The following is a 21,753-nucleotide window of genomic DNA, read 5'->3' on the forward strand; positions in this document are numbered from 1 at the left end:
CGGCGGGCTCGGGAGCCCACCCGTTCCTCCCCGCTCTGTCATCGGACGCGCAGCGTCGACCTGAGAGTTTTGCCGGTCCGCCATGGTCCTCGCGGACCCGGGGCGCGCCGGCTTGCACCGTCGGTAGGGGACTCTCCCACCCGAGAGGGGGGAGTCACCGCTTTCCAGAGTTGCCTCGCCACCGCGGTACGTCGGCCTGAGAGTTTCTCGGGGAGGAGTTGCTCCTTCGGCGCCGACCTCACCCTGAGGTGGCCGGGCTCTCCCGCAGTGGTTCGAGCAGCAGTATGTGGTTGTGGTCGTACGGGTCCCAGCCTAGCGGTCGGCGTGGGCGTGCGGCGAGGCCGGTCGGTCGGTGGTCTCCTGCACGACGACGGAGCGCACCGTCGCGAGCCGGGTCACCGCGCGCTCGAGCGCCCTCGCCCGTCGCGGGGTCGCCCGGAAGGTCACGTGGATGGTCCCGGCGTCACCGTCGCCGTCGACGGCTCCCGTCGTGAGCGAGTCGAAGCTCACGCCACGCGTCGAGAACACGCCGGCGAGAGCCGTGAGCGTCCCCGGCCGGTGCAGTCCTCGGACCTGGGCGGCCCACGAGGGCTCGGTCGCGGGGGAGCCGTCCAGGGTGCCGGTGTCCTCCCGGTCGCCTCCGACACCCGCAGCGTCCTCCGTGTTCCCGGCACCCTCAGGGTCCGCGGCGCCGCCCGCGCGACCAGCGCGCCCGGCCTCCCCGGGCTCCCCGCCCCGTGACGCGTCCTCGATCCCCGCCGACCGCAAGGACGCCCCCACGGCCGCCGCCGCTCCCTGCAGGCGGCGCGACTCGTCGTCGGGCAGGGGGTCCAGGAGGACGCGCGTCCAGCCCTCGGGGCCCAGCACGAGCGGTACCCCCAGGACGCCCCGCACGGGCTCGCCCGCGAGCGACACCTCGCCGTCGAGGGCGACCTGGCCCGCGACGACGGTCTCGCGCCCGTCGAGCACGACCTCGACCAGGTCGGCCGTCGCGGCAGCCGTCGCGGTCGCGGTCTTGGCACCGCTCTGGTGCGTCATCCACGGGCGGGCGACGAGCCGCAGGTCCGCGGGCCAGGTGTCGACGAGCCGGTAGGCCGCCCCGACGTCGACCGCCGCGACCTCGACGAGCTCGGCCTGGGCCGCGGCGACCTCGCGCGGGAAGCCGTCGAGCGTCCGGCCGCGGCGCAGGTGGCGCAGGGTGCGTTCGCGCTCGGCCGGGTCCTGCCCGCTGATGCGGACGGTCGACCACAGCGGGACGGCGTCCTCGCCGTGCTGCCCCGCGACGAAGCCGCCCACGCGGTGCCGCCGCACGCCCAGCTCGGCGGCGATCTCGCGCCGGAAGCGCAGCGTGTCGAGCCACGCGCCCATCCCGACCACACGGTGCGCGCCGAGGGTCCGGGCCATGACCGCGACGCCCACCTCGACGGGGTTCGACACGACGATCACGACCTCGTGCCCCGAGCCGTGCCGGGCGATCGCGTCGGCGTACCCGGCGAAGACCTCGCGGTTGCCGAGCGCGAGGCGGGTCCGGTCGAGCGAGGCTCCCGCCCGTGCGGGGGACGTGGCGCCCGCGGCGACGACGATCACGTCGGCCACGACGTCGTCGGGGGAGTGGGCCACGTCGATCAGGGGTGCGTGCTCGTCGTAGGCGTCCACGAGGTCCGCCCGCAGGCCGTGGACAGCGCGGCCCGACGCCCCGTCGGGGCGTCCGACGAGCTGGAGGCGGGAGGTCGTGGGCAGGATGCGCCGCTCGACGAGCTGCGTGCACACCTGCCGCCCGACGTCCCCGGTCGCGCCGAGCACTGCAACGTCCATCCGAGCAGGCTACGTCGCAGGCGTTTTGTCCGCAGTGCGGCACCGGGAGGGCGCGGCCCTCACGCCCGACGGCGCAGCGTCCGCCCGCCCGCCGCCACCAGGACTCCGGTGGCCGTCAGGGCGAGCCCGACCGCGAGCAGGGCGCCCACGTCGAGGCCCGTGGCCGCGAGGTGCGCAGGTGCCGGACGCGGGGTGGAGGGTCCGTCGTCGGGCACGGTGCCCCCGCCGGGCGGACCGCCCGGGTCGACGGGCGGTGTGACGGGCGGGTCGACGGGTGCGTCGACCGGGGTGACCGCGAAGTCCTGGTCGAGCCGGGACTCGCCCGCGCTCGTGAGCGTCACGGCGCTCTCGACCGGCCCGCCGGCCGTGTAGCCCTCGGGCACGGTCAGCGCGATCGTGTAGTCCCCCGGCGGCAGGCCGTCGACGAAGTAGGTCCCGGCGTCGTCGGTCGTCAGCGGGACGTCGCCGTCGGGACCGCTCACGAGCACCTCGGCACCGGGGACGGGCGCCCCCTGGTCGTCGGTGACCGTGCCACCGATCGCACCGGGGCGCGCGAGCGCGAAGTCGACGCCGGTCACGTCGTCGGACCCGACGGTCACGGCGCGAGCGCCCGTCCCGTCGACCGTGAACCCCGCCGGGGGAGCGACCGAGACCGTGTAGGGGCCCGTGGGGAGCTGATCGAACCGGTAGGTGCCGTCCGCGCCCGTGACGGCGCTGCCCGTCGCGCCGCCCGGACCCGTGAAGGTCACGACGGCCCCCGGCACACCGGTGCCGCCCGCTGTCACGGTCCCGGTGAGGGACGGGAAGGTGGGAACGACGAAGTCCTGGTCCGTGATCGGCACCTCCGAGCCCGGGGGGACGTCGATCGTGAGGGGCGGGGGAGTCACGGGGAAACCCTCGGGGAGCGCGAGCGTGATCGTGTGCGGCCCGGCGGGCACGTCGTCGATCAGGTAGGCGCCCTGCGAGTCCGTCGTGGTCGTGAGCGGCGAACCGCCCGGGACGTCGATCGTGACGGTCGCGCCAGGCACCGGGATCCCCTCCTCGGTGCGGACCGTGCCGCTCACGGGGACGGGCACGATCTCTCGGACGAGGAAGTCCACGCCCGTCGCGTCCGTGTCGGCGAGGTCCGCGGGGAGCCGGAAGGGTCCCTCGACGATCAGCCCCGGCCCGTCCGGGTCAGGCGGCGGGGTCGCCTCGACGGTGTAGCCGTCGGCCGCGGTGAAGCCGAGGAACGAATAGGTCCCGTCGTCGCCCGAGGTCGTCGTCGCGAGCCGGGCACCGTCGGGGGAGAGGAGCGTGAGCGTGGCACCGGTCAGCGGGCCGACGCCCTCCAGGGTGACCGTCCCCGACACGTCGCGAGCCAGCGACGCGAACCAGGTCTGGTAGACCGGGAAGCCGGACCTCCGCAGGAACTCGAACGTGAGCGACGTGACGGGCACGGTCGGCTCGAACCAGGCCGACGCGCCGGACGTGTCGCTCGCCGTCGCGTTCCCGACGAGCACCCCTGTGGCGGGGTCCCACGTGGGCACGTCGGTGCCCGTGCACGACGGGCTCGGCGTCACGGCGCAGTAGTTGAAGCTGCTCCGGAAGCCCAGCTCGGCACCCGTGAGGAGCCGGCCCCCCGTGCCTCGAGCCGTGATCGTGACCTGGTCGGCGTCGATGTCGCCCAGCACGAACGTCCACCCGCTCGCCGGGGTCGGGCGCTCGAACGTGTACGTCGTGGTCGACGGCGCGGTCGGCGAGTCGGCACGCGGCCGGAGGTTCAGGTACGGCTGACCCTGGCTCGAGCCGTACTTCGCCCCCACGGGCGTCGTCGCGCTGAGCCACGAGCTCGCACCCGACTGGACACCCACCTGACCGGCCCGCGAGTCGCTCGTGACGGCTGCGGCGGGGAACCCTCCGGCAGGCAGGCGCATCGTGCTCGTGAAGCTCCCCCCGCTGCCCGTGAGCGGGTCCCAGGCGGCCCAGCCGGCCGTGGTCGCGGCTCCCGCCGGGGCAGCAGCGAGCAGAGCGAGGGGGAGCCCGAGCAGCACGGCCAGAGCCGCAGCGAGGAGGGCGGACGTGCTTCGCGAGAGGCGCACAGGAGAACGGTAGGAGACGAAGCCCGACCGCGCGCGCCGACCGTTTCCCACACGATCTCCACGACTCTCCCCACTGACCCGCGCACGGCCACGGGGCGCGCCTCCTCGGCCGCGCAGGTCCGCCGGGAAGGATGAGGTGCTCACCTCGTCGTGCGCGTGCGACGGGGATCGTCGCGAGCGCCCCGAGGGGGAATCACCCGGTATGGACAGCAGTACTCAGGCCCAGCAGTCGACCAGAACCTACGTCCCGCGGCACCTCGCCGAGCCCGACGCCGTCCCGGCCGGGGCGGACACCCCCGTCGACCCGCGGTCGAGCAGGTGGGACCGGTCGGTCAGCACCCTCACGCGCCTGCTCGACGAGCTCACAGTCCTGGACGACGGAGAGCTCGCGGTGGCTGTGCGGTGAGGTGATGTGCGGTGCGGTAGCGCCGTGCCTCAGCCCAGCTCGATCGCCGAGGCGCACGCGACCATCTCGTCGATGACCGCGTTCACGACGGGGCGCGGCTCGTGCCGGGTCGCCCGGTGGCGCGCGACGAGCCGCCGCGAACCCAGCCCCGGCAGCGGGACGACCGTGACGCCGTCGGGCATCTCTCCCTGGACCGCGAGCGCCGGGAGCATCGCGACGCCCTGCCCGGCCGCGACGAGCGCGAGAGCCACGTCGAAGTCGTAGTACGAGTGGCGCGTGCGCAGCGTCGTGCCGAGCGTGCGCGACAGGCGCCGCAGGGCGCGGGCCGCGGCCGTCGTGGGCTCAGGCCCCAGCCAGACGGCGTCGCGCACGTCGTCGAGCCGCGCGGGCGTGGGGAACGTCGCGGGGACCACGACGCGCCACGGCTCGTCGAGCAGCGGGACCTCGCGCATACCGCGCGGCGCAGGGGAATCGGCATCCTCGTCACGTTCGAGCAGGACCACGTCCAGGTCGCCCGTGCGCAGCAGCCGGAGCGCGTCGGCGGGCTCGACCTCCTGGACGTCGAGCTCGACTCCCGGGTAGCGCGACTCGAGCGACGCGAAGGTCGGGCCGACGACCGCGCGGATGGCCGTCTGGAACGAGCCGACCGTCACCGTGCCCGTCATCTCCTCGCTCATCGCGACGATGGCCTTGCGGGCTTCGACCATCTCCGCCTCGATGCGCTCGGCCGCGTCCGCGAGGATGCGACCCGCGGGCGTGAGGGTTACGCCGCGGGGCCCGCGGTCGAGGACCTGGATGCCTTCCTCGGCCTCCAGACGTGCTATTTGCTGAGACACGGCAGAGGGCGTCACGTGGAGCAGGTCGGCCGCCGCCAGGACGCCTCCGGCCCGGTGCACGGCAAGCAGGAAACCAAGTCTTCGTGGGTCCGTGGCCATGTAGAGATACTAAACGGCCACGTCAGAGTTCTTCAATTGTGCTGAATGATTTTGGGGGTCACACTTGTGACGTGGCGCCGGCCGGTCCTCCTCAAAAGGGGCTGGCGCCCACGATCCCCCTGGTCGCTGCAGCGTCGCAGCTCCCACCAGGTCCCCCCTCACCGATCCCTTCGTGACCCCTGCCCGGAGACCGCCATGTCCGCTTCCCCCTCCCTCGTCGACATGGTCGTGACCCCGCTCGGATGGGTCGGTGCGATCGCCGCGGTCACCGCGTACGCGATGGTCACGCGTGGCCGCTGGTCGGGGGACTCGCTGAGGTTCCAGCTCACGAACTTCGTCGGTGCCGGGCTCATGTGCCTGGTCGCCGCGGTCAACGGCGTGTGGCCGTCGGCGGTCGCGAACGTGGTGTGGATCGTGATCGGCGGCCAGGCCATCGTGGTGCTCGTCAAGGCCCGACGGCGTCGCGCGGCCCAGGCGGTCGTCGTGCCTCTCGAGGTGCCCGCGACCCAGGTGCGCGCGGTCGACCTGGCGGCCTGAGGGTTCCTCGGTTCCTCCCACGGCCTGGTTGTCAGAACGTGGCCGGTCCATACCCCGGGCCACCTCTGACAGCTCGGCGGTGACGGCTCAGACCGCTCTGCGGCGCACGGGAGTCACACCCGCCGGTACCCCGCCGCGCGCCACGCCACGATCCGGTCGACCGCCTCGGCCACGACCTCGGGCGCGGCCGCGAACGACAGCCGCACCCACTCGCCCCCGCGCACGCCGTCGAAGTCCGTGCCGGGCGTGAGCGCGACCCCCGTGTCGGCGAGCAGCCGCTCGCACCACGTGACCGAGTCGAGCCCCGACGCCGCGACGTTCGCGTACACGTAGAACGCACCGTCGGCAGGGGCGACCGGGTCCCAGCCCAGGTCGTCGAGCCGGTCCAGCACGAGCGCACGCGAGTCCGCGTACCGGGCGACGTTCTCCGCCGCGGCCGCGTAGCCCTCGGGCGAGAACGCCGCGACGCCCGCGTGCTGGGCGAGCGCGGGCGGGCTGAGCGCGATGTTGCCCGCGAGCGCGTCGACCGCGCCCACGAGGTCCTCCGGCAGCAGCAGCCACCCGAGCCGCCAGCCCGTCATGGCCCAGTACTTCGAGAAGGAGTTGACGACGACCGCACCGTCGTCGAGGTACTGCGCCGCGGTCGCGGTCTCCCCGGCCGGTGAGGCCGGGTCGGCGTAGACGATGCCGTGGTAGATCTCGTCGCTGACGAGACGGACGTCGTGGTCGGTGCACCACGCCGAGAGCGCCGCCAGCTCGGTCGGCGGGATCATGGTCCCCGTCGGGTTGGCCGGGCTCGCGATCACGAGCCCGTCGAGCCCGCCCTCGTAGTAGGCCTCCATGAGCTGGGAGACCGTGGGCTGGTAGCGGGTCTCGGGGCCGCAGTCGAGCTCGACGACCTCGCACCCGAGGGCCGCGAGGATGTTCCGGTAGGCGGGGTACCCCGGCCGGGCGAGCGCGACGCGGTCCCCGGCGTCGAACGCCGCGAGGAACGCGAGCATGAAACCGCCCGACGACCCGGTCGTCACCGCGACCCGCGCCGGGTCGACGACCACGCCGTACGTCCGCTCGTAGTGGTCGGCGATGGCCTGGCGCAGCGCGGGCACGCCCATGGCCTCGGTGTAGCCCAGGTCTCCCGACTCGAGGAGGTCGATCGCGCGGCGTCGCACCACGTCCGAGGCCCCCGTCGCGGGCTCCCCGGCGCACAGGTTGAGGACGGACTCGCCCGCGTCGCGGCGCGCGTTGGCCGCGGCGAGCACCTCCATGACGGCGAACGGTGGGACGTGCGACCTGCGCGAGACCTTCATGAGGCCATCATGCCCGGGATCACGCGCCTGACGGCGCCTCCCGCGGTGTGCAGGTCCCGTGACGAGACGTGTCCCGGGAGGAACCTCGGCCCGGAGTTCCGTAACCTGGCACGGGTCCCCGTCCGTCGCGCGGCGGGTGACACGGCCGCACGAGACGAGCGAGAGGCGATCAGTGCCCGATCAGACGATGCAAGGCGGTGTCCGTATCGACGACTCCGGTCCTCGGTGGACCATGTGGGGAGAGGTCGACGCCGCGGTCCAGGACCGCTCCGAGGGCGACCTCGCCCGCTCGGTCCAGCGCGCGGAGGGTCCCGTCACGATCGACCTGACCGAGGTCACCTTCATGGACTCGGGGGGTCTGCGCCTGCTGTACCTCTCAGTGCTCGGAGGTGGCGAACCTCCCGTCCTGGTCGGCGTACCGGATCGCATCCGGGACCTGCTGGAGATCAGCGGCGTCATCTCGCAGTTCACTCTCGTCGACTGACCGTCCCGACGCCACGGGCCACCACCCCCGGCCACGGCGTCGCACCCGCACACCACGCACCACGCACGAACGCACGCACGCACGCACGCTGTGAACCCACGGAGGAACGCCCATGGACATCACGATCCCCTCGTCCCGTCCGCCCGAGACCTTCCACGTGGTCCGCGTCTGGCAGCTCGACTCGCTCGACGAGCTCTCGATCCTGCGCACGTCGCTGCACCAGGAGCTGACAGGGCGTCCGCTGGCCCCCGACGGTGCGATGGCCGAGGTCTCGGAGAAGATCGTCCTGGTCGCGAGCGAGCTCGCCACGAACGCGCTGCGCCACGGACGTCCGCCGACGACCGTCCAGCTCCTCACCGACGGCGAGGAGTACATCGTCGACGTGATCGACCAGGACACGAGCCGGGCCCCCATGGTGGCCGCCCCGCGGCTCCCGGGCGACGGCGGATTCGGGCTCGTCCTGGCGCAGCGGCTCGCGCTCGACGTGGGCTGGTTCGTCGCCGAGGGCAAGCACGTCTGGGCGCGCCTCGGCGCAGCACGGGACGCCGCGTCGCCGGCCGTGCCGGCAGGGGCGGCGCCCTGACCGGCGGAGCGACCGTGCCCTCGGGGGCACGGTCGGCGCAGCCGGCACGCTAGGCGCAGCCGGCGCGCGAGGCGTGCGTCAGCCGCGCGCGTCCCCGGCCCGACGGCGGAGCACCAGCAGGGTCGCGTCGTCCTCGGACTCGGGGTCCCGGGTCGAGCGCAGCACCGCGTCGACGTCGCCCACGTGCTCGGCGAACGTCCCCGCGAGCCGCCGCAGCCCGGCCTTGAGGGACTCGTCGCGACGTTCGAAGAGCCCGTCGCTGTAGAGCACGAGCGCACCTCCGGGTCCGATCGTGGTGGTCCCGGCGACGACGCCCTGGCTCGGCAGCCCGAGCGGCGGGCTGCCCAGCAGCCGCCCCCAGACGACGCCCTCGCCCGGGACCAGGAAGAAGGGCGGCGGGTGCCCGGCCGTGACGTACTCGACCGTGCCGGTCTCGAGGTCCACGACCGCGACCACGAGCGTCGCGATCTGCCCGGGCATGGTCCACTGCACCGTCTCGGCGAGCTGCTCGACGGCCCCTTGCGCGGTCCCTGCGCGCACGAGCGCTGCGCGCAGCGTGTTGCGGATCTGCCCCATCGAGGCGGCGGCCTGGAGCCCGTGGCCCGTGACGTCGCCGACGACGAGCGCGAGCGCCCCCGAGGGCAGCAGCAACGCGTCGTACCAGTCCCCGCCGACGAACCCGCCGCCGGCCGGCTCGTAGCGCGCGGTCACGTCCCAGCCCGGCACGTCGGGCAGCGTCGCGGGGAGCAGGCTGCGCTGGAGCGCCTCCGCGGCCCGCACGTCCCGTCGTCCACGGAGGTAGAGCGCCTCGACCAGGTGGCTGCGCAGGGCGCCCGCCCTCTCGACGGCGTCCTCGGCCCACGGTTCGCTGTGGCCGCTGACGACCTCGCGCCACCGGTCGAACGACCTGCGGGGGCTGAGGCGGACCGTGTCGCCCTCGCTCAGCGCGATGGCCTTGTTGTGGGGGTCGCCGCCCCAGTCGACGCTGCGCAGCACCTCGTCCCGGAGCCAGACCACGGCCTGCCCGTCGCTCAGGAGCACGCCCAGGACGCCCGCGACGTCGGGCAGCAGGTCGGCGATCTCGGGGGCCGCGACGCGCAGCGAGTCGACCGCCACCACCTCGTCGGCGATCTCGGCGAGCCGGCCCGTGAGCCACCCGACGAGCAGCGCGACGCCCTCCTCGTCGGGTACCCGTCCGAGCGACGCCGAACGCCCCTCGGCGAGCACGACGACGCCGTCGGCGTCCACGAGGTCGAGGAGACGCCCGTCGGCCGTCATGGCCTCGACGAGCGAGGTGTCCTCGTCGCGGCTGTCGGCGACGAGCCCGGCGAGCAACCGTGACGAGGCCCGCGACGCGACGAGCCGGTCCTCCTCGCTCTGCGCCACGAGCAGCACCGAGAGCGCCGACCCCAGGAACTCCGCCGCGGCCCGCACGGCGTAGGACGGATGGTGCGGGCCGGAGTAGTGGTGGCACGCGATGAGGCCCCACAGCCTCCCGTCGCGCAGCAGCGAGATCGACATCGAGGCGCCCACGCCCATGTTCCGCAGGTACTCGAGATGGATGGGCGAGACGCTGCGCAGGGTCGAGTACGTGAGGTCGAGCGGCTCGCCCGTCGTCGGGAGGTCCGTGGGGACGACGTCGCTCGGGACGTAGTCCACGTCGTCGATCAGCCGGATCCAGTTCTTCTCGTACAGCGCCCGGGCCTGGCGGGGGATGTCGGTCGCGGGGTAGTGCAGCCCGTAGAACGAGTTGAGGTCCTCGCGCTTGGCCTCGGCGACGACCTCGCCGTTGTGGTCGGCGTCGAACCGGTAGATCATCACGCGGTCGAAGCCCGTCAGGCGGCGCACGTGCTCGGCCGCCGTCGTGAACAGCGCGTCGAGCGTCGACGCCCGGTCGAGGTCCGCGAGCGCCGTGCGCACGGCCTGGTAGGTGTTGGGGAAGCTCAGTGGCCGCACGACGGCCTGCTCGAGCTCGATCACGACGACGGGCTCGGCGCCGTCCGGGAGCGGCGGGCGGTGCAGGATCGCGTCGGTCTCGACCGTGCGCCCGTGCCCCGTGCGGATCTCGACCGGGTTGTGGGGGGCCAGGTCCTGGTGCCGCGCGGCATGGTCGAGCAGCCTGGTGCCGTCCTGGGGGCCGAGGACCTCGCCCAGCCCGGCACCGATCACGTCCAGCGGCGCGAGCCCGACGACGTCGCTCACGTTCGTGGAGCACTGCACCACCCGGCCGTCGCTCTCGCGGACCACCAGCAGGACCCCGCGCGGTTGGATCCGGCCCGGGATGTGGATGGGTTCCCGGGCGCAGTTCTCGAGGTCGATCGCCTCGGCCGGTCCGAGCAGTCCTTCGTCAGTGCTCTGTGTCATTGCAGCTCCACCTCCCGCAGATGCGGGCCGTTCACGGCAGCACGCTGCCGGGCCTGTCCCGGCGGCTTCATCACCGGGCACGAGCACACCGCCTGTCCGAGCGCGGCGGCCCAGCGTACAACCTCGATCGCACGGGGCGCCCCCGTGCCGGTCTCGTCGGGTGCCAGTCTCCGTGGTCGAGCCTCTTCTCCGCGAGCGGGAGGACCAGGAAGGATGGGACCAGCACGCTCGCGAGACGGCCGCAGGGAGGCACCCATGAGCGAGGACGACCCGGTGCGCCGGGCAGCGCAGTACCGCGTCGACCGCGAGGCGGCGCGCGAGGCGGCGGAGGTCACCCAGGAGGACGGTTCCGAGGACGAGGCGACGGAGCCCCCGCGGACCGCGGGACCCCGGCTGCCGCTCGAGAACCGCGGCCAGTGGGTCGACGAGCTCGTGCGCCAGGCCATGGCCCGCGGCGAGTTCGACGACCTGCCGCTCGCGGGCAAGCCCATCCCCGGGCTGGGTTCGCACCACGACCCCGACTGGTGGCTCAAGAACCTCGTCGAGCGCGAGCAGATCACGGGCGTCCTGCCGCCGGCCCAGCTCCGGGCCGACGACGCCCGCCTGCGGGACCAGCTCGACCGCCAGTTCTCCGAGGACTCGGTGCGCGAGGTCGTCGAGGAGTTCAACGCCCGCGTCGTCGACGCACGACGCCAGCTCCTGGGCGGGCCTCCGGTGGTCACTCCGCTGCGCGACGTCGAGGAGGAGGTGGAGCTGTGGCGCGAGCGTCGCGCGCCCGGCGTCGCGCCCGGCCCGACGGCGTCCCGCACCACCAGGGACCGCTCGCCCCGCGCGAGCCGCCCCCAGGGCGCGACGGGGACCCGACGGTGGTGGCGCCGTCGGGCACGGCGGGACGACGACGGGGCCTGACTCACCCCTCCCACCGCGCGCCCCCGCACCCCGGCTCCTACTCTCGGGACATGCCCGAACCCACCGCCCGACCCGCCGAGACCCCGAGGTGGCAGCCGGACGTGCTCGACGGGTTCGAGCAGCTGACCCTGCCCCTCACGCCCGACGACGAGGGCGAGGTGGTCGCGACGCTCGTGCGACGCCGTCGGGCGGGCGGCGGCTCCGCGGCCGACGCCCGGGAGTCCCGCGACCCGCTGGTCGCCGACCGCGGGATCGACGTCCTGTACGTGCACGGGTGGTCCGACTACTTCTTCCAGACCGAGCTCGCGGACTTCTGGGAGGCGCGCGGCGCACGCTTCTTCGCGCTCGACCTGCGCAAGTACGGGCGGAGCCTCCGCCCGGGGCAGACCCCCGGCTTCGTGACCGACCTCGCGACGTACGACGAGGACATCGAGGCCGCGCTCACCACCATGGGCCACGGCATCCTGACCGCGGACCGCCCCAAGCACGAGCGCAGCCTGGTCCTCATGGCGCACTCGACGGGAGGCCTGACCATGAGCCTGTGGACCGCGCGCCACCAGGACCGCGTCGCCGCGCTCGTGCTCAACAGCCCGTGGCTCGAGTTCCAGGCCCGGGGGATCGGGCGCAAGGTCCTCGCGCCCGCGCTCGAGCTCCAGGCGCGCCTCGACCCGCGAGCGCCGCTGCCCCAGGTCGACCTCGGCTTCTACACGCGCTCGGTGTCCCGCACGCTCGACGGCGAGTGGGACTACGACCTCGCGTGGCGCCCCGTGCGCGGGTTCCCGACGCACCCGGCCTGGCTGACCGCGATCCTGCGCGGGCAGGGGACGGTCGAGCGCGGCCTCGGGATCACGGTCCCCGTGCTCGTGCTGCTCTCGGCGCGCAGCACCCTGCTGCCCACGTGGTCGCCCGAGATGATGCGCAGCGACACCGCGCTCGACGTCGTCGGGATCGCGCGCCGCTCGACCGACCTGGGCAGCCAGGTCACGCTCGTGCGGATCGACGGGGCGCTGCACGACGTCGTCCTCTCGGCCCCGCCGGTGCGGGCCGTGGCGTACGACGACATCGCGACGTGGGTGCGGGGCTACGTGCCCGAGCGTCCCCCCACGCCCGAGGAGGACCCGACGGCGGACGGCCGGACGGGCGGGTGGGTCGGACGCACCGCCGGGGCGGTGCGCGACACCGTGCGCGGGTGGTTCGGCAGGTCGGGCGCGCGCGCTCAGGCCTGACGCCTGGCCAGCTCATGACGCACGTGCTCGACGATCCCGTCGGCCGCGGCCTCGACCTGCGCCAGGCAGTCCTCGAAGTCCTGCATGCCGCCGTACCAGGGGTCGTCGATGTCGAGCAGGTGCTCGTCGCGCTCGACCCGCTCGGGTGCGACGACGGGCGCCGTCGGGTCGAACGACCGGTACATGCGCACGTTCCCGTCGCCGTGCAGGCGCCGCAGCGCGCGGGCGTGCTGCGACGTCATGGGGAGCACGAGGTCGCGCGAGACCACGTCGCTCGGGCGGACCTGCCGGGCGTGGTGGCCCTCGCCCGTGTCGTACCCGTGCTCGGCCAGGACGCGCCGGGCGCGACGGTCCACGGGGTTGCCGTGCTCCTCCGAGCTGATGCCCGTCGAGTCCACCACGACCCTCCCGCCGAGGCCCGCAGCCTCGAAGCGGTCGCGCAGCACGATCTCGGCCATGGGGGAGCGACAGATGTTGCCCGTGCAGACCGTCATCACGCGGTAGGGCCGCTGCGAGGGGTCGGGGGTCGCGGTGCGGGGGGCGTCGTCGGGGGTCGGTGTCGTCACGCCTCCAGTGTGCCGGAGCAGCCGTTCCCGCAGGCCGCGGCCGGGCGGACACGGACCGCCCCCAGGCGGTTCCCCTCCGCCCGGCCTACCGTGGACGCATGACCATCAGGACCGACTCGGGGCTCGTCGCCGTGACCGGGGCGAGCGGACGGCTGGGCTCCAAGCTCGCGCTGCGGCTGGCCGCCGAGGGCGCGCGGCAGCGCCTCGTCGTGCGCGACACGACGCGCGCACCCCGCCTGCTCGACGGCGAGCCGCTGCCCGAGTCCGAGGTCGCCGTCGCGGCCGGCTACACCGACACCCCGAACATGGTCCGTGCCTTCCAGGGCGCGAGCTCGGTCTTCCTGGTCTCGGCCCGTGAGGCCCCGAACCGGGTCGAGGAGCACCGGGCGGCCGTCGACGCGGCCGTGGCCGCCGGGGTCGAGCGCATCGTCTACGTGTCGTTCCTCGGCGCGGCCCCGGAGGCCACGTTCACGTTCGCGCGCGACCACTGGCACACCGAGGAGTACATCAAGGGCACGGGCCTCAAGCACACGTTCCTGCGCGACAACCTGTACCACCAGGGTCTGGTCCACATGGTCGGGGACGACGGCGTGATCCGCGGCCCCGGGGGCGACGGGCGCCTGTCCTCGGTCTCGCACGACGACATCGCCGACGTCGCGACCGCGATCCTCCTCGACGAGCGCCCCGCGCAGCACGACGGCAAGGCCTTCGACCTCACGGGTCCCGAGGCGCTGACGCTCACCGAGGTCGCCGCGCTGCTGTCCCAGGTCACGGGCCGGAGCATCACCTACCACCCGGAGACCGTCGAGGAGGCGTACGCGTCCCGGGCCGTCTACGCCGCGCCGCCGTTCGCGGTCGACGGCTGGGTCTCGTCCTACACCGCGATCGCCGCGGGCGACCTGGCCGTGGTGAGCGACGTCGTCGAGCGCTTCGCCGGGCGGCCCGCCCAGTCCCTCGCGTCGTGGCTCGACGACTACCCCGAGGAGTGGGACCACCTCCTCCCGGCCTGACCCCACCCCCCAGGGGCACCGCATCGCCCCCTACTCGAAGGAGCGTCCATGAGCGCGCAGTCGGACGAGTCGGGCACGGCGCCCGCCGCACCGGGAGGGCCGCCGGCAACGGCGGCGAAGAGCGACCACCGCTGGGCGGGGCTGTTCGTCCTGGCGACCGCGCTGTCGATGATCGTGCTCGACGGGACGATCGTGGGCGTCGCGCTCCCGACGATCATCGAGGACCTGCACCTCGACCTCAACGACGCGCAGTGGGTCAACGCGTCCTACTCGGTCGTGTTCGCGGCGCTGCTGCTGACCGCGGGCCGCCTGGGCGACCGGCTCGGGCGACGCAACCTGCTCCTCGTGGGCGTCGTGGTCTTCCTCGGCGGCAGCATCCTGGCCTCCCAGGCCGACGACGCCGGGACCCTCATCGTCGCGCGCCTGATCCAGGGGGTCGGCGGCGCGTTCGTCCTCCCCGCGACCCTGTCGACCGTCAACGCGACGTTCCGCGGCAAGGACCGGGCGGTCGCGTTCGGCATCTGGGGTGCGGTGATCTCGGGCATGGCCGCGGTCGGGCCGCTCCTCGGTGGTTGGCTCACGACGTCGTTCACGTGGCCGTGGATCTTCCTCGTCAACATCCCGATCGGGATCGCGGTCATCATCGGGGCGATCCTCGTGGTCCCCGAGACCCGGGCGCACATCACGGTGCCGGGGCTCGACGTCGTCGGCCTGCTGACGAGCGCGCTCGGGTTCGGTGCGGTCGTGTTCGCGCTCATCGAGGGGCAGTCCCTCGGCTGGTGGACGCCCAAGGCGGAGCTCAAGCTCTTCGGGGCGGTCTGGGGGACCGACGCCCCCGTCTCGCCCGTGCCCGTGATCGGGGCGATCGGCGTGCTCTTCCTCGTCCTGTTCGCGTTCTGGGAGCGGCACCGCGCGCGGATCGCGCGCTCGGCCCTGCTCGACCTCACGCTCTTCCGCGTCGCGACGTTCCGCTGGGGCAACCTCACCGCGATGCTCGTCGCGATCGGCGAGTTCGGCCTGATCTTCGTGCTGCCGCTCTACCTCGTGAACATCCTGGGGCTGACGAGCCTGGGCGCGGGCGTGGTCCTCGCGACCATGGCCGCCGGGGCGTTCGTCTCGGGGGCCATGGCGCGGCACCTCGCGGCCGCGATCGGGTCGCCGCGCACGATCGTCCTGGGCCTCGTGCTCGAGGTCGTCGGGGTGCTCGCGGTCGCGCTCGTCGTGACGCCGACCGTGTCGTCGTGGCTCATCGCGGCCCTGCTCGTGATCTACGGCCTGGGCCTGGGGCTCGCGTCCGCGCAGCTCACGGGCACGACGCTCGTCGACGTCCCCGAGGAGGAGTCCGGCCAGGCGTCCGCGACGCAGTCCACGGCACGCCAGCTCGGCTCGGCGCTGGGCACGGCGTTCATCGGTGCCGCGCTCGCGATCGGCCTCTCGACCGCGGTCCCGCCCGCGCTCGAGAAGGTCGACGGCGTCCCGCCGACGGTCGCGACGCAGGTCGCCGACGCGACCCAGCAGTCCGCGGGCGGGACCATCCCGCAGCTGCGCGCCGAGGGCACCACGAGCCAGTTCGGCGAGAAGACGCCCGAGGTCGTCGACGCGCTGTCCGACGGTTTCAGCGACGGCACCCGCATCTCGCTGTACGTCGCGGGGGGCTTCCTGCTCCTGGGCCTGCTGTGCTCGTTGCGGGTCGTCGCGGCCTCCCGGCGCGAGGGCGTCGACCAGGGTGGACCGAGGCCGGGCACGTCCGCGGCGCCGGCTCCCGAGCCCGACGCGACGGCCCGCTGAGCCCTGGGAGAAATACCCTTGGCAGCCGTCGTGGGCCAGGCGTAGCGTCGTCGGCACATGGGAAAGGAGGTGGTCCACGAAGTGAAGAATCTTCGGACACATGAGGTGGTTGCACGCTAGTCGTGCCATCGAGCGACGGACCTTGCGAGGAACCCGCGGCCGACCGGTGACCGTCAGGTCACCCACGACCAGCGAGAACCGAGCAACCACCGGAGCCCGCGGGTGTCGCGCCCTCGTCCAGCGCGACGGGTGGAGAGATCCACCAGCCCGCGGGCCTCTTCATGCCCAGCGAGCCCGACGGCGGAGCCCGGGTCGAGCGCGTCCGTCACCGCGGGCGCCGCGCGCCTCCACCGCCGGCGCGGCGCGCCGTCGCCCCCGGCTCAGAACGGCTTGCGCGCCACCACGAGAAAGCGGGGAGCCTCGTCGACGAACTCGTTGCCCGCCGCGAAGTGCATGTGCAGCGCCCTCAGCGGCGCCTCGAACCTCGCGACCGCCTCGGGGGACAGGCTCGCGATCTCCGGGACCTGCCACGCGATGACCTTGAGGTACCAGAGCAGCGAGCTCAGGTCGTGGAAGTGCCGCGTCCCCACGTGCTCGCGCGCCACGTCGATCACGAACCCGGCCTCGGCCAGCTCGGCCGTCACGCCCTCGATCGTCACGTCGTCCGGGTCCCACGGCAGGTCCGCACCGAGCGCGGTGTTGACCCGGATCCCGTCGCGGCTGTCGACCTGCTGCGTGATGAACACGCCCCCGGGTTCGAGGACGCGCAGCACCTCCGTGGCCTCGAACTCCTCGTGCCGGTCCAGGACGACCGCGAACCGGCCGTCGAGGAACGGGAGCATGAGGCCCTCGCCCTTGCTGCTCCCCACCTGCCGGACGTCCACGCCCAGGGGTTCGAGGCGCCGTCGGGCCACGGGGACGTTCGGGGGCCAGCCCTCCGTCGCGGCCGACCCCTCGGGCAGGGGCGCGAGCGACGAGAACGCCTCCCCGCCGCCCGTGCCCAGGTCCAGGACCGGTCCCCGGCCGCTCCCGACGAGCTCGCGCGCGAGCACCAGGTAGTCCCAGGGCAACGGGTCCTCGACGCAGCGGTCGTCGATCGGCGTCAGGTCGAACCCCTCGACCGGCGTCGCCCGCGCCCACTCGACGTGCGCCTCGAACGACGCTGCGGGGTCGGGGACGGGAAGGGATCCGGCTGCTGACATGCGTCGATTGTCACCCGCTGGCGCGGGCACAGTCGAAACGGCACGCCCGGTAGGGAATCCTCCCTCTCGGATAGCATCGGCGCGGCTGCGGGACCGCAGCACGACCCCGCCCCGCACGAGCCCTCGGAGAGCCCCGCCGATGCCCCACCTCTCGCCGTCGAGCCACCGCGCGACCCGCAAGGTCCGCGACGTCGCCGAACGGCACCACGCCACTCTCGGCGAGCTGCGCCACGTCGAGTCGTGCACCCTGTCGGCACGCGCGATCGGGATCGTGGCCGGGGTCTTCGCCCTCGTCGTCGCCGTCATGGCGTTCAACGGGAGCGTCCTGCAGGTCGCGATCTTCGCGCTGGGCATGGGGCTCGTCCTGGCCGTGATCCTGCGGTTCGTCGCGAGCGAGAAGCTCCTCGTGCTCGAGCGAGGGCTCGTGGTCGGCGCGTTCGGTCCGTTCCTGAGCCCGTACGCCGTGCCCTACGCGGACGTCGTGGCGCCGAGCGTGGCCGCGATCGTCGGGACCCAGCGACCCGTGTCGCTGCTCAAGGCCGACCAGGGGGCGTCCGCGACCAACCGCACGGCGCTGTGGTCGCTGCGCTCGGTCACGTTCGTCGGGCCCACGGCCGAGGTCTCGCGCACCTTCACGCGGACCGGGACCTGGCAGCCGCAGCCCGACCGGCAGGACCTGTGGGTGTTCTCGGTGCGCGACGCCCACCGTCAGGAGGTCCTGGTGCACGAGCTCGCCGCCGCGCTGCGCCTGTCGGGCCAGCCAGGAGCCGACCTCGTCCTGCCGCACGCGCTGCCCGCCCGGCGGTTGCGCGTGAGCGTCACGGACGCCGACCACCTGCACCTGCCCGAGCGCCTGCGCTCCACGAGCCTGCAGGTCCGGGCTGGAGCGCGCTGAGCTCCCTCGCACGGCGGGCCGGACTGCCGGGCGGGCCGGGCGCCCGACGCGCCCGGCCCTTCAGTCTGCTCAGCCCAGGGCCGAGGCGACCTCTGCCAGCAGGGGTGAGACGGCGCCGTCGGGCCCGCTCGCCGCGTCGCGCAGCGCCGCGACCTGCAGGACCATCCACGGGCTGAACGCCCACGGCGTGGCGTCGACCGCGCGCCCCAGCGCGCCGGGCTCGGCCCACGCGAGCTCGGCGACCTCGTCCGGGTTGGCCGTGAGGTCGCTCGCGGCGCGCGCGACGTACACGGGGCAGATCTCGTTCTCGACGACGCCCGACGCGTCCACGGCCCGGTAGCGGAAGCCGGGCACGGCGACCTCGAGCCCCGTGATCTCGAGGCCCAGCTCGTGCGCGGCGTGGCGCACGATCGACTGCTCGGTCGTCTCGGTCCAGCGCGGGTGCCCGCAGAACGAGTTGGTCCACACCCCGGGCCACGTGCGCTTGGACAGCGCCCGGCGGGACACCAGGAGGCGACCGGCGCCGTCGACCACGTAGCAGGAGAAAGCGAGGTGCAGCGGCGTCTCGGTGGTGTGGACGGCGCTGCGCGCGAAGGTCCCGGTGCGGGTCCCCTCGTCGTCGACGGTCACGACATGGTCGGCGGCGACGGGCACGTGCACGTCGGTCATGGTTCCTCCAGGGGTCCTGCGGTGCGATCGGGGGGTGTGCACCGGAGCATCCGGCCCACTGTCACACACCGGGGGAGAGGAAGGAAGTCCGTCCGTGGGACGAGCGGCCGGGCGTCTCGGCTGCCCGGCGGGCACGGCGGGCCCGACGACGGAGCGCGGCGCTAGCGTCCGTCCCACCAGGCGAGCACGAGGGTCGCGTCGAGGGTCAGCCACCGCGAGGCCTCACCTGCCGGCGCGTCGACCTCGAACCACACCGTGCCCGGGTGCCGCGGCGACTGGAGCCAGGTCCCGTCCGGCTGCCGAGCTGCCCGGATCATCCCGATCGCCTCGGCCATGCGAGGGTCCGGGGGCGTACCGTCGAGCAGCGACGCCTCGCGGAAGTGGACGGCCGCGTTGAGCACGCTGTAGAACGCGCGGTACGGGTAGGTGAAGTACCGCACCCAGGGCGCGACGGGCTCTCCCGTCGACTCGCGGCGGAACAGGTCCCGACGCAGGAGGTACTCCTCGGCCGAGCGCCGTGCCTCGCGCGTCTCGTCGGTACCGCCCGTCGCGGCCTGGTGCGCCAGGAGTCCCTTGACGACGTTGAGGGTCGAGTGGAACGAGGACCGGACCGAGCCCTCGACCCACTCGCAGTTCCAGCCGCCGTCGGCCATGCGCACCGCGAGCATCGCGTCGAGGAGGGGCGCGACGTCGGCACCGAGCCACGCGCCGTTCGCCAGGGTCCACGCGTTGATGCAGCAGTCGACCTCCCCGCCCCAGTAGGGCAGGTCGTCGTACTCCCAGCGGCTGTTCTGCGCCAGGAGCTCGGCGGTCCGGCGCTCGCGCAGGACCGCCGGGTCGAGCCCCCACTCCCGCAGCGCGTTCAACGACCAGGTCGTCGCAGTCCACGGCTGACCGGCGCCGGACCGGGCTTCGGGGCCGTCCATGTCGAAGTCGGCGGGGAAGAACGCACCACCCGCCCACTGCCCGTCCGGGTCCTGCAGCGAGAGCAGACGAGCACCGAAGCCCTCGGTCGCGACGCGGGACCGTGTCTGCTGCCAGACCTCGTCGGGGGCTCGGACGAGGTCGCGCTCGACCCGCCACCGCAGTGCGGGGTCCGCGTCGAGGAGCCAGTCGACCAGAGCGTCGTCGGTCATCCTCCGAGACTACGACGGCGGGCCGGAGGGGGCCGGAGCGGGGCCGCCGCCGGGCCGCTGCCGAGGCGACGGCGACGGCGACGGCGACGGCGACGGCGACGGGTCAGACGAACCCGAACACGGGCGGGAAGACCACGACGACGACCGCTGCCCACACCGCGTAGACCGGCAGGAACTGCGTCTGCCACCGGCCGAGGGCCGCGAACGGGCGCCGCCCCCGCAGGAACCCGGTCAGCAGGAGGGCCGAGCCCACGAGGTGCACGAGCAGCAGCACGTTGAGGCCCAGGGCCACGACCTTGTTGGGGCTGAACCCGAACTCGGCGATGCGGGTCAGCATCGCGGTGAGCGCGACGGCGTCGACCGCGAGCGCCGCGACGACCAGGACGAGCAGCAGCCCGTCGAACAGGTGCGGCGGGTCGAGGGGGTCGCGGGCCGAGACCGAGTAGAGCAGCAGGCACAGGACGAGGACCAGGATCGCGTCCATGAGGATGAGGAGGCCGCGGTCGGTGTCGAGCAGGGAGCCGGCGGTCGCGAGCACGACGAAGAGCACGAGCAGCATGACGACGGTCAGCGGGGTGAAGACGCGCGTGAGGACGGGGGCGATGTTCTCGACGACGTTCTGCTTGGCCTCGACGAGCCAGGCAGCGACGACGAGCGCGCCCGGGACGGCGAACGGCAGGACCCACCCCTCGAAGAACGGCTCGGGGTCGATCCCCACCAGGTTCAGCGTCCCGAACGTGAGGCCGAGCAGCACGCCGCCGCCCAGGGCGAGGAGCGTGAAGTAGATCGCGAGCTCGCCCGTGAACCGGGCGAAGTCCATGCGACCACTGTCCGAGCGCCAGCGCCCGCCGACGTACGCGACCCCGACGAGGGCCCACAGGACGACCGGCGCGTGCAGGGCCGCGAGCAGCAGGGTCGAGCCCTCGGGCGCGAACGGGTAGACGTTGAGGACGACCGCGAGCACCGCGAACGGGATCGCGAGCATGGCGCCCACACCCCAGGTGAGGCGGCGCTTCCACGCGAAGTACCCGGCGAGGAAGGGGAAGACGAGCAGGCTGACGTTGCGCAGCAGGACCGTCTCGTCGCTGACGGTCTCCGCGGCGACCTTGACCGCGAGCCCCGCGCCGACGGCGAGCGCGAGCACGACCGCGAGCTCGCGCCACCGCGGTGAGCCGCCACCGGCCGCGGCCGCGTCGGGGACCAGGACGAGCTGCTTCCACAGGCGGTCGGAGTGCTCGCGGGCGAACTCGCGCGAGACCTCGTCGAGGTTGCCCATGCGCTTGACCGCGACGAGGAACGCCTCGTCGTCGTCGAGGCCGGTCGCGGCCAGGTCGGCGACCTGCTCGCGCAGGTGGTCCTCCATCTCGTCGACGTCAGCCGTGGAGATCGCCTGGCGGCGCTGGACGTAGCCGCGCCACTGGTCGATCTGCGCCTCGAGCTCGGGGTGCGTGCTCATCAGGCCCACCCCTCGGCGACAGTCCGCGGGGCCCGTGTGTCGCGGGCGTCGCTCCACACCTTCTGGAGCGCGTCGGCGACGACGCTCCACTGCGCCTGCCGCTCGGCGAGGGCCTCGCGCCCGGCGGGGGTGATCGCGTAGTGCTTCCTCCTGCGCCCGACGTCGGACACTCCCCACGACGCCTCGACGTGCCCGAGGCGCTCGAGCCGGTGGAGCAGGGGGTAGAGCATCCCGTCGGTCCACTGCATGCGGCCGTCCGAGATCTCGTTGACGCGCTTGACGATCGCGTAGCCGTACGACTCGCCGTCGGCGAGGATGCCGAGGACGAGCGGTGTGGCCGAGGCCGCGACCAGGTCCTTGTCGATGTGCATGACACTCCTATGC

Annotated in this window: 20 protein-coding genes and 1 riboswitch; of the genes, 9 read left to right on the forward strand and 11 right to left on the reverse strand. The window is 73.7% G+C overall.

The genetic code is table 11. The features are described 5' to 3' along the window. Positions 1-174 precede the first annotated feature (174 nt). A riboswitch (glycine riboswitch) is annotated at positions 175-275 on the reverse strand. Between the two features lie 37 nt (positions 276-312). Both ASE15_RS04030 and ASE15_RS04035 read right to left on the reverse strand, forming a co-directional pair. Then, complete coding sequence (locus tag ASE15_RS04030) at positions 313-1,815, reverse strand: lactate dehydrogenase (protein WP_056761720.1); 1,503 nt, start codon at positions 1,813-1,815, stop codon at positions 313-315. Positions 1,816-1,874: 59 nt separating this feature from the next. After that, positions 1,875-3,896 carry a collagen binding domain-containing protein gene (locus ASE15_RS04035; protein ID WP_056648023.1) on the reverse strand — a complete coding sequence of 674 codons (2,022 nt, stop codon included), beginning with the start codon at positions 3,894-3,896 and terminating at the stop codon, positions 1,875-1,877. 202 nt (positions 3,897-4,098) lie between these two features. On the opposite strand from ASE15_RS04035, the gene ASE15_RS04040 reads away from it, so the two are divergent. Then, complete coding sequence (locus tag ASE15_RS04040) at positions 4,099-4,302, forward strand: hypothetical protein (protein WP_157277136.1); 204 nt, start codon at positions 4,099-4,101, stop codon at positions 4,300-4,302. A gap of 29 nt (positions 4,303-4,331) precedes the next feature. Here the strand turns inward: ASE15_RS04040 and ASE15_RS04045 are convergent, their stop codons facing one another. Beyond that, entirely contained in the window at positions 4,332-5,237 is a 906-nt protein-coding gene (locus ASE15_RS04045) for a LysR family transcriptional regulator (RefSeq protein WP_056648030.1), read from the reverse strand. 195 nt (positions 5,238-5,432) lie between these two features. Here ASE15_RS04045 and ASE15_RS04050 point away from each other — a divergent pair, with 195 nt between their 5' ends. Further along, the gene (locus ASE15_RS04050) at positions 5,433-5,774 is read left to right on the forward strand and encodes a hypothetical protein (protein WP_068706873.1); all 342 of its coding nucleotides are present in this window, start codon (positions 5,433-5,435) and stop codon (positions 5,772-5,774) included. Between the two features lie 113 nt (positions 5,775-5,887). Here ASE15_RS04050 and ASE15_RS04055 read toward each other — a convergent pair whose 3' ends face one another. Continuing rightward, a complete protein-coding gene (locus ASE15_RS04055; protein WP_056761726.1) occupies positions 5,888-7,081 on the reverse strand; it encodes an aminotransferase class I/II-fold pyridoxal phosphate-dependent enzyme in 1,194 nt (397 codons plus the stop codon). 172 nt (positions 7,082-7,253) lie between these two features. On the opposite strand from ASE15_RS04055, the gene ASE15_RS04060 reads away from it, so the two are divergent. Continuing rightward, positions 7,254-7,565 (forward strand): STAS domain-containing protein, encoded by a 312-nt coding sequence (locus ASE15_RS04060; protein ID WP_231907579.1) that lies wholly within the window; start codon positions 7,254-7,256, stop codon positions 7,563-7,565. Positions 7,566-7,677: 112 nt separating this feature from the next. Then, positions 7,678-8,148 (forward strand): ATP-binding protein, encoded by a 471-nt coding sequence (locus tag ASE15_RS04065; RefSeq protein WP_082618203.1) that lies wholly within the window; start codon positions 7,678-7,680, stop codon positions 8,146-8,148. 78 nt (positions 8,149-8,226) lie between these two features. On the opposite strand, the gene ASE15_RS04070 is transcribed toward ASE15_RS04065, so the two are convergent. Further along, positions 8,227-10,512, reverse strand: coding sequence for a SpoIIE family protein phosphatase (locus tag ASE15_RS04070; protein WP_056761729.1), 2,286 nt, complete (start codon positions 10,510-10,512; stop codon positions 8,227-8,229). A 255-nt stretch (positions 10,513-10,767) separates the two neighbouring features. Between ASE15_RS04070 and ASE15_RS04075 the strand changes: the two genes are divergently transcribed. Both ASE15_RS04075 and ASE15_RS04080 read left to right on the forward strand, forming a co-directional pair. After that, a complete protein-coding gene (locus ASE15_RS04075) occupies positions 10,768-11,421 on the forward strand; it encodes a DUF1992 domain-containing protein (protein WP_056761734.1) in 654 nt (217 codons plus the stop codon). Between the two features lie 50 nt (positions 11,422-11,471). Next, positions 11,472-12,647: an alpha/beta hydrolase gene (locus ASE15_RS04080; protein ID WP_082618204.1), complete on the forward strand. Its 1,176-nt coding sequence runs from the start codon at positions 11,472-11,474 to the stop codon at positions 12,645-12,647. Here the strand turns inward: ASE15_RS04080 and ASE15_RS04085 are convergent. Next, positions 12,638-13,141, reverse strand: coding sequence for a low molecular weight protein-tyrosine-phosphatase (locus ASE15_RS04085; protein ID WP_056761818.1), 504 nt, complete (start codon positions 13,139-13,141; stop codon positions 12,638-12,640). The two genes, ASE15_RS04080 and ASE15_RS04085, sit on opposite strands and share 10 nt — an antisense overlap. 170 nt (positions 13,142-13,311) lie before the next feature. Here ASE15_RS04085 and ASE15_RS04090 point away from each other — a divergent pair, with 170 nt between their 5' ends. Then, positions 13,312-14,223: an SDR family oxidoreductase gene (locus tag ASE15_RS04090; RefSeq protein ID WP_056761737.1), complete on the forward strand. Its 912-nt coding sequence runs from the start codon at positions 13,312-13,314 to the stop codon at positions 14,221-14,223. 48 nt (positions 14,224-14,271) lie between these two features. After that, on the forward strand, positions 14,272-16,011 hold the full coding sequence (locus tag ASE15_RS04095; protein ID WP_082618205.1) for a DHA2 family efflux MFS transporter permease subunit: 1,740 nt from the start codon (positions 14,272-14,274) through the stop codon (positions 16,009-16,011). A gap of 380 nt (positions 16,012-16,391) precedes the next feature. Here the strand turns inward: ASE15_RS04095 and ASE15_RS04100 are convergent, their stop codons facing one another. After that, positions 16,392-17,213: a methyltransferase domain-containing protein gene (locus ASE15_RS04100; RefSeq protein WP_056648045.1), complete on the reverse strand. Its 822-nt coding sequence runs from the start codon at positions 17,211-17,213 to the stop codon at positions 16,392-16,394. Between the two features lie 139 nt (positions 17,214-17,352). On the opposite strand from ASE15_RS04100, the gene ASE15_RS04105 reads away from it, so the two are divergent. Further along, the gene (locus tag ASE15_RS04105; RefSeq protein ID WP_056761740.1) at positions 17,353-18,108 is read left to right on the forward strand and encodes a hypothetical protein; all 756 of its coding nucleotides are present in this window, start codon (positions 17,353-17,355) and stop codon (positions 18,106-18,108) included. A 69-nt stretch (positions 18,109-18,177) separates the two neighbouring features. Here the strand turns inward: ASE15_RS04105 and idi are convergent, their stop codons facing one another. The 4 genes from idi to ASE15_RS04125 all read right to left on the reverse strand — a co-directional run bounded on the left by idi (position 18,178) and on the right by ASE15_RS04125 (position 21,740). Next, the gene (gene idi, locus ASE15_RS04110; protein ID WP_056761743.1) at positions 18,178-18,777 is read right to left on the reverse strand and encodes an isopentenyl-diphosphate Delta-isomerase; all 600 of its coding nucleotides are present in this window, start codon (positions 18,775-18,777) and stop codon (positions 18,178-18,180) included. Positions 18,778-18,938: 161 nt separating this feature from the next. Beyond that, the gene (locus tag ASE15_RS04115; protein WP_056761746.1) at positions 18,939-19,913 is read right to left on the reverse strand and encodes a hypothetical protein; all 975 of its coding nucleotides are present in this window, start codon (positions 19,911-19,913) and stop codon (positions 18,939-18,941) included. A gap of 103 nt (positions 19,914-20,016) precedes the next feature. Further along, entirely contained in the window at positions 20,017-21,369 is a 1,353-nt protein-coding gene (locus ASE15_RS04120) for a permease prefix domain 1-containing protein (RefSeq protein WP_056761824.1), read from the reverse strand. Beyond that, the gene (locus ASE15_RS04125; RefSeq protein WP_056761750.1) at positions 21,369-21,740 is read right to left on the reverse strand and encodes a PadR family transcriptional regulator; all 372 of its coding nucleotides are present in this window, start codon (positions 21,738-21,740) and stop codon (positions 21,369-21,371) included. The genes ASE15_RS04120 and ASE15_RS04125 overlap by 1 nt, the downstream gene beginning before the upstream one ends. Positions 21,741-21,753: the final 13 nt, after the last annotated feature.

The sequence above is a fragment of the Oerskovia sp. Root22 genome, from assembly GCF_001429135.1.
GTDB classification, from domain to species: domain Bacteria; phylum Actinomycetota; class Actinomycetes; order Actinomycetales; family Cellulomonadaceae; genus Oerskovia; species Oerskovia enterophila.

Bases quoted from the DNA above. Each gene is read 5' to 3' on its own strand.
- ASE15_RS04030 (WP_056761720.1), bottom strand. From the start codon at position 1,815: ATGGACGTTGCAGTGCTCGGCGCGACCGGGGACGTCGGGCGGCAGGTG.
- ASE15_RS04040 (WP_157277136.1), top strand. From the start codon at position 4,099: ATGGACAGCAGTACTCAGGCCCAGCAGTCGACCAGAACCTACGTCCCG.
- ASE15_RS04045 (WP_056648030.1), bottom strand. From the start codon at position 5,237: ATGGCCACGGACCCACGAAGACTTGGTTTCCTGCTTGCCGTGCACCGG.
- ASE15_RS04050 (WP_068706873.1), top strand. From the start codon at position 5,433: ATGTCCGCTTCCCCCTCCCTCGTCGACATGGTCGTGACCCCGCTCGGA.
- ASE15_RS04055 (WP_056761726.1), bottom strand. From the start codon at position 7,081: ATGAAGGTCTCGCGCAGGTCGCACGTCCCACCGTTCGCCGTCATGGAG.
- ASE15_RS04065 (WP_082618203.1), top strand. From the start codon at position 7,678: ATGGACATCACGATCCCCTCGTCCCGTCCGCCCGAGACCTTCCACGTG.
- ASE15_RS04070 (WP_056761729.1), bottom strand. From the start codon at position 10,512: ATGACACAGAGCACTGACGAAGGACTGCTCGGACCGGCCGAGGCGATC.
- ASE15_RS04075 (WP_056761734.1), top strand. From the start codon at position 10,768: ATGAGCGAGGACGACCCGGTGCGCCGGGCAGCGCAGTACCGCGTCGAC.
- ASE15_RS04080 (WP_082618204.1), top strand. From the start codon at position 11,472: ATGCCCGAACCCACCGCCCGACCCGCCGAGACCCCGAGGTGGCAGCCG.
- ASE15_RS04085 (WP_056761818.1), bottom strand. From the start codon at position 13,141: ATGACGGTCTGCACGGGCAACATCTGTCGCTCCCCCATGGCCGAGATC.
- ASE15_RS04090 (WP_056761737.1), top strand. From the start codon at position 13,312: ATGACCATCAGGACCGACTCGGGGCTCGTCGCCGTGACCGGGGCGAGC.
- ASE15_RS04095 (WP_082618205.1), top strand. From the start codon at position 14,272: ATGAGCGCGCAGTCGGACGAGTCGGGCACGGCGCCCGCCGCACCGGGA.
- ASE15_RS04100 (WP_056648045.1), bottom strand. From the start codon at position 17,213: ATGTCAGCAGCCGGATCCCTTCCCGTCCCCGACCCCGCAGCGTCGTTC.
- ASE15_RS04105 (WP_056761740.1), top strand. From the start codon at position 17,353: ATGCCCCACCTCTCGCCGTCGAGCCACCGCGCGACCCGCAAGGTCCGC.
- idi (WP_056761743.1), bottom strand. From the start codon at position 18,777: ATGACCGACGTGCACGTGCCCGTCGCCGCCGACCATGTCGTGACCGTC.
- ASE15_RS04115 (WP_056761746.1), bottom strand. From the start codon at position 19,913: ATGACCGACGACGCTCTGGTCGACTGGCTCCTCGACGCGGACCCCGCA.
- ASE15_RS04120 (WP_056761824.1), bottom strand. From the start codon at position 21,369: ATGAGCACGCACCCCGAGCTCGAGGCGCAGATCGACCAGTGGCGCGGC.
- ASE15_RS04125 (WP_056761750.1), bottom strand. From the start codon at position 21,740: ATGCACATCGACAAGGACCTGGTCGCGGCCTCGGCCACACCGCTCGTC.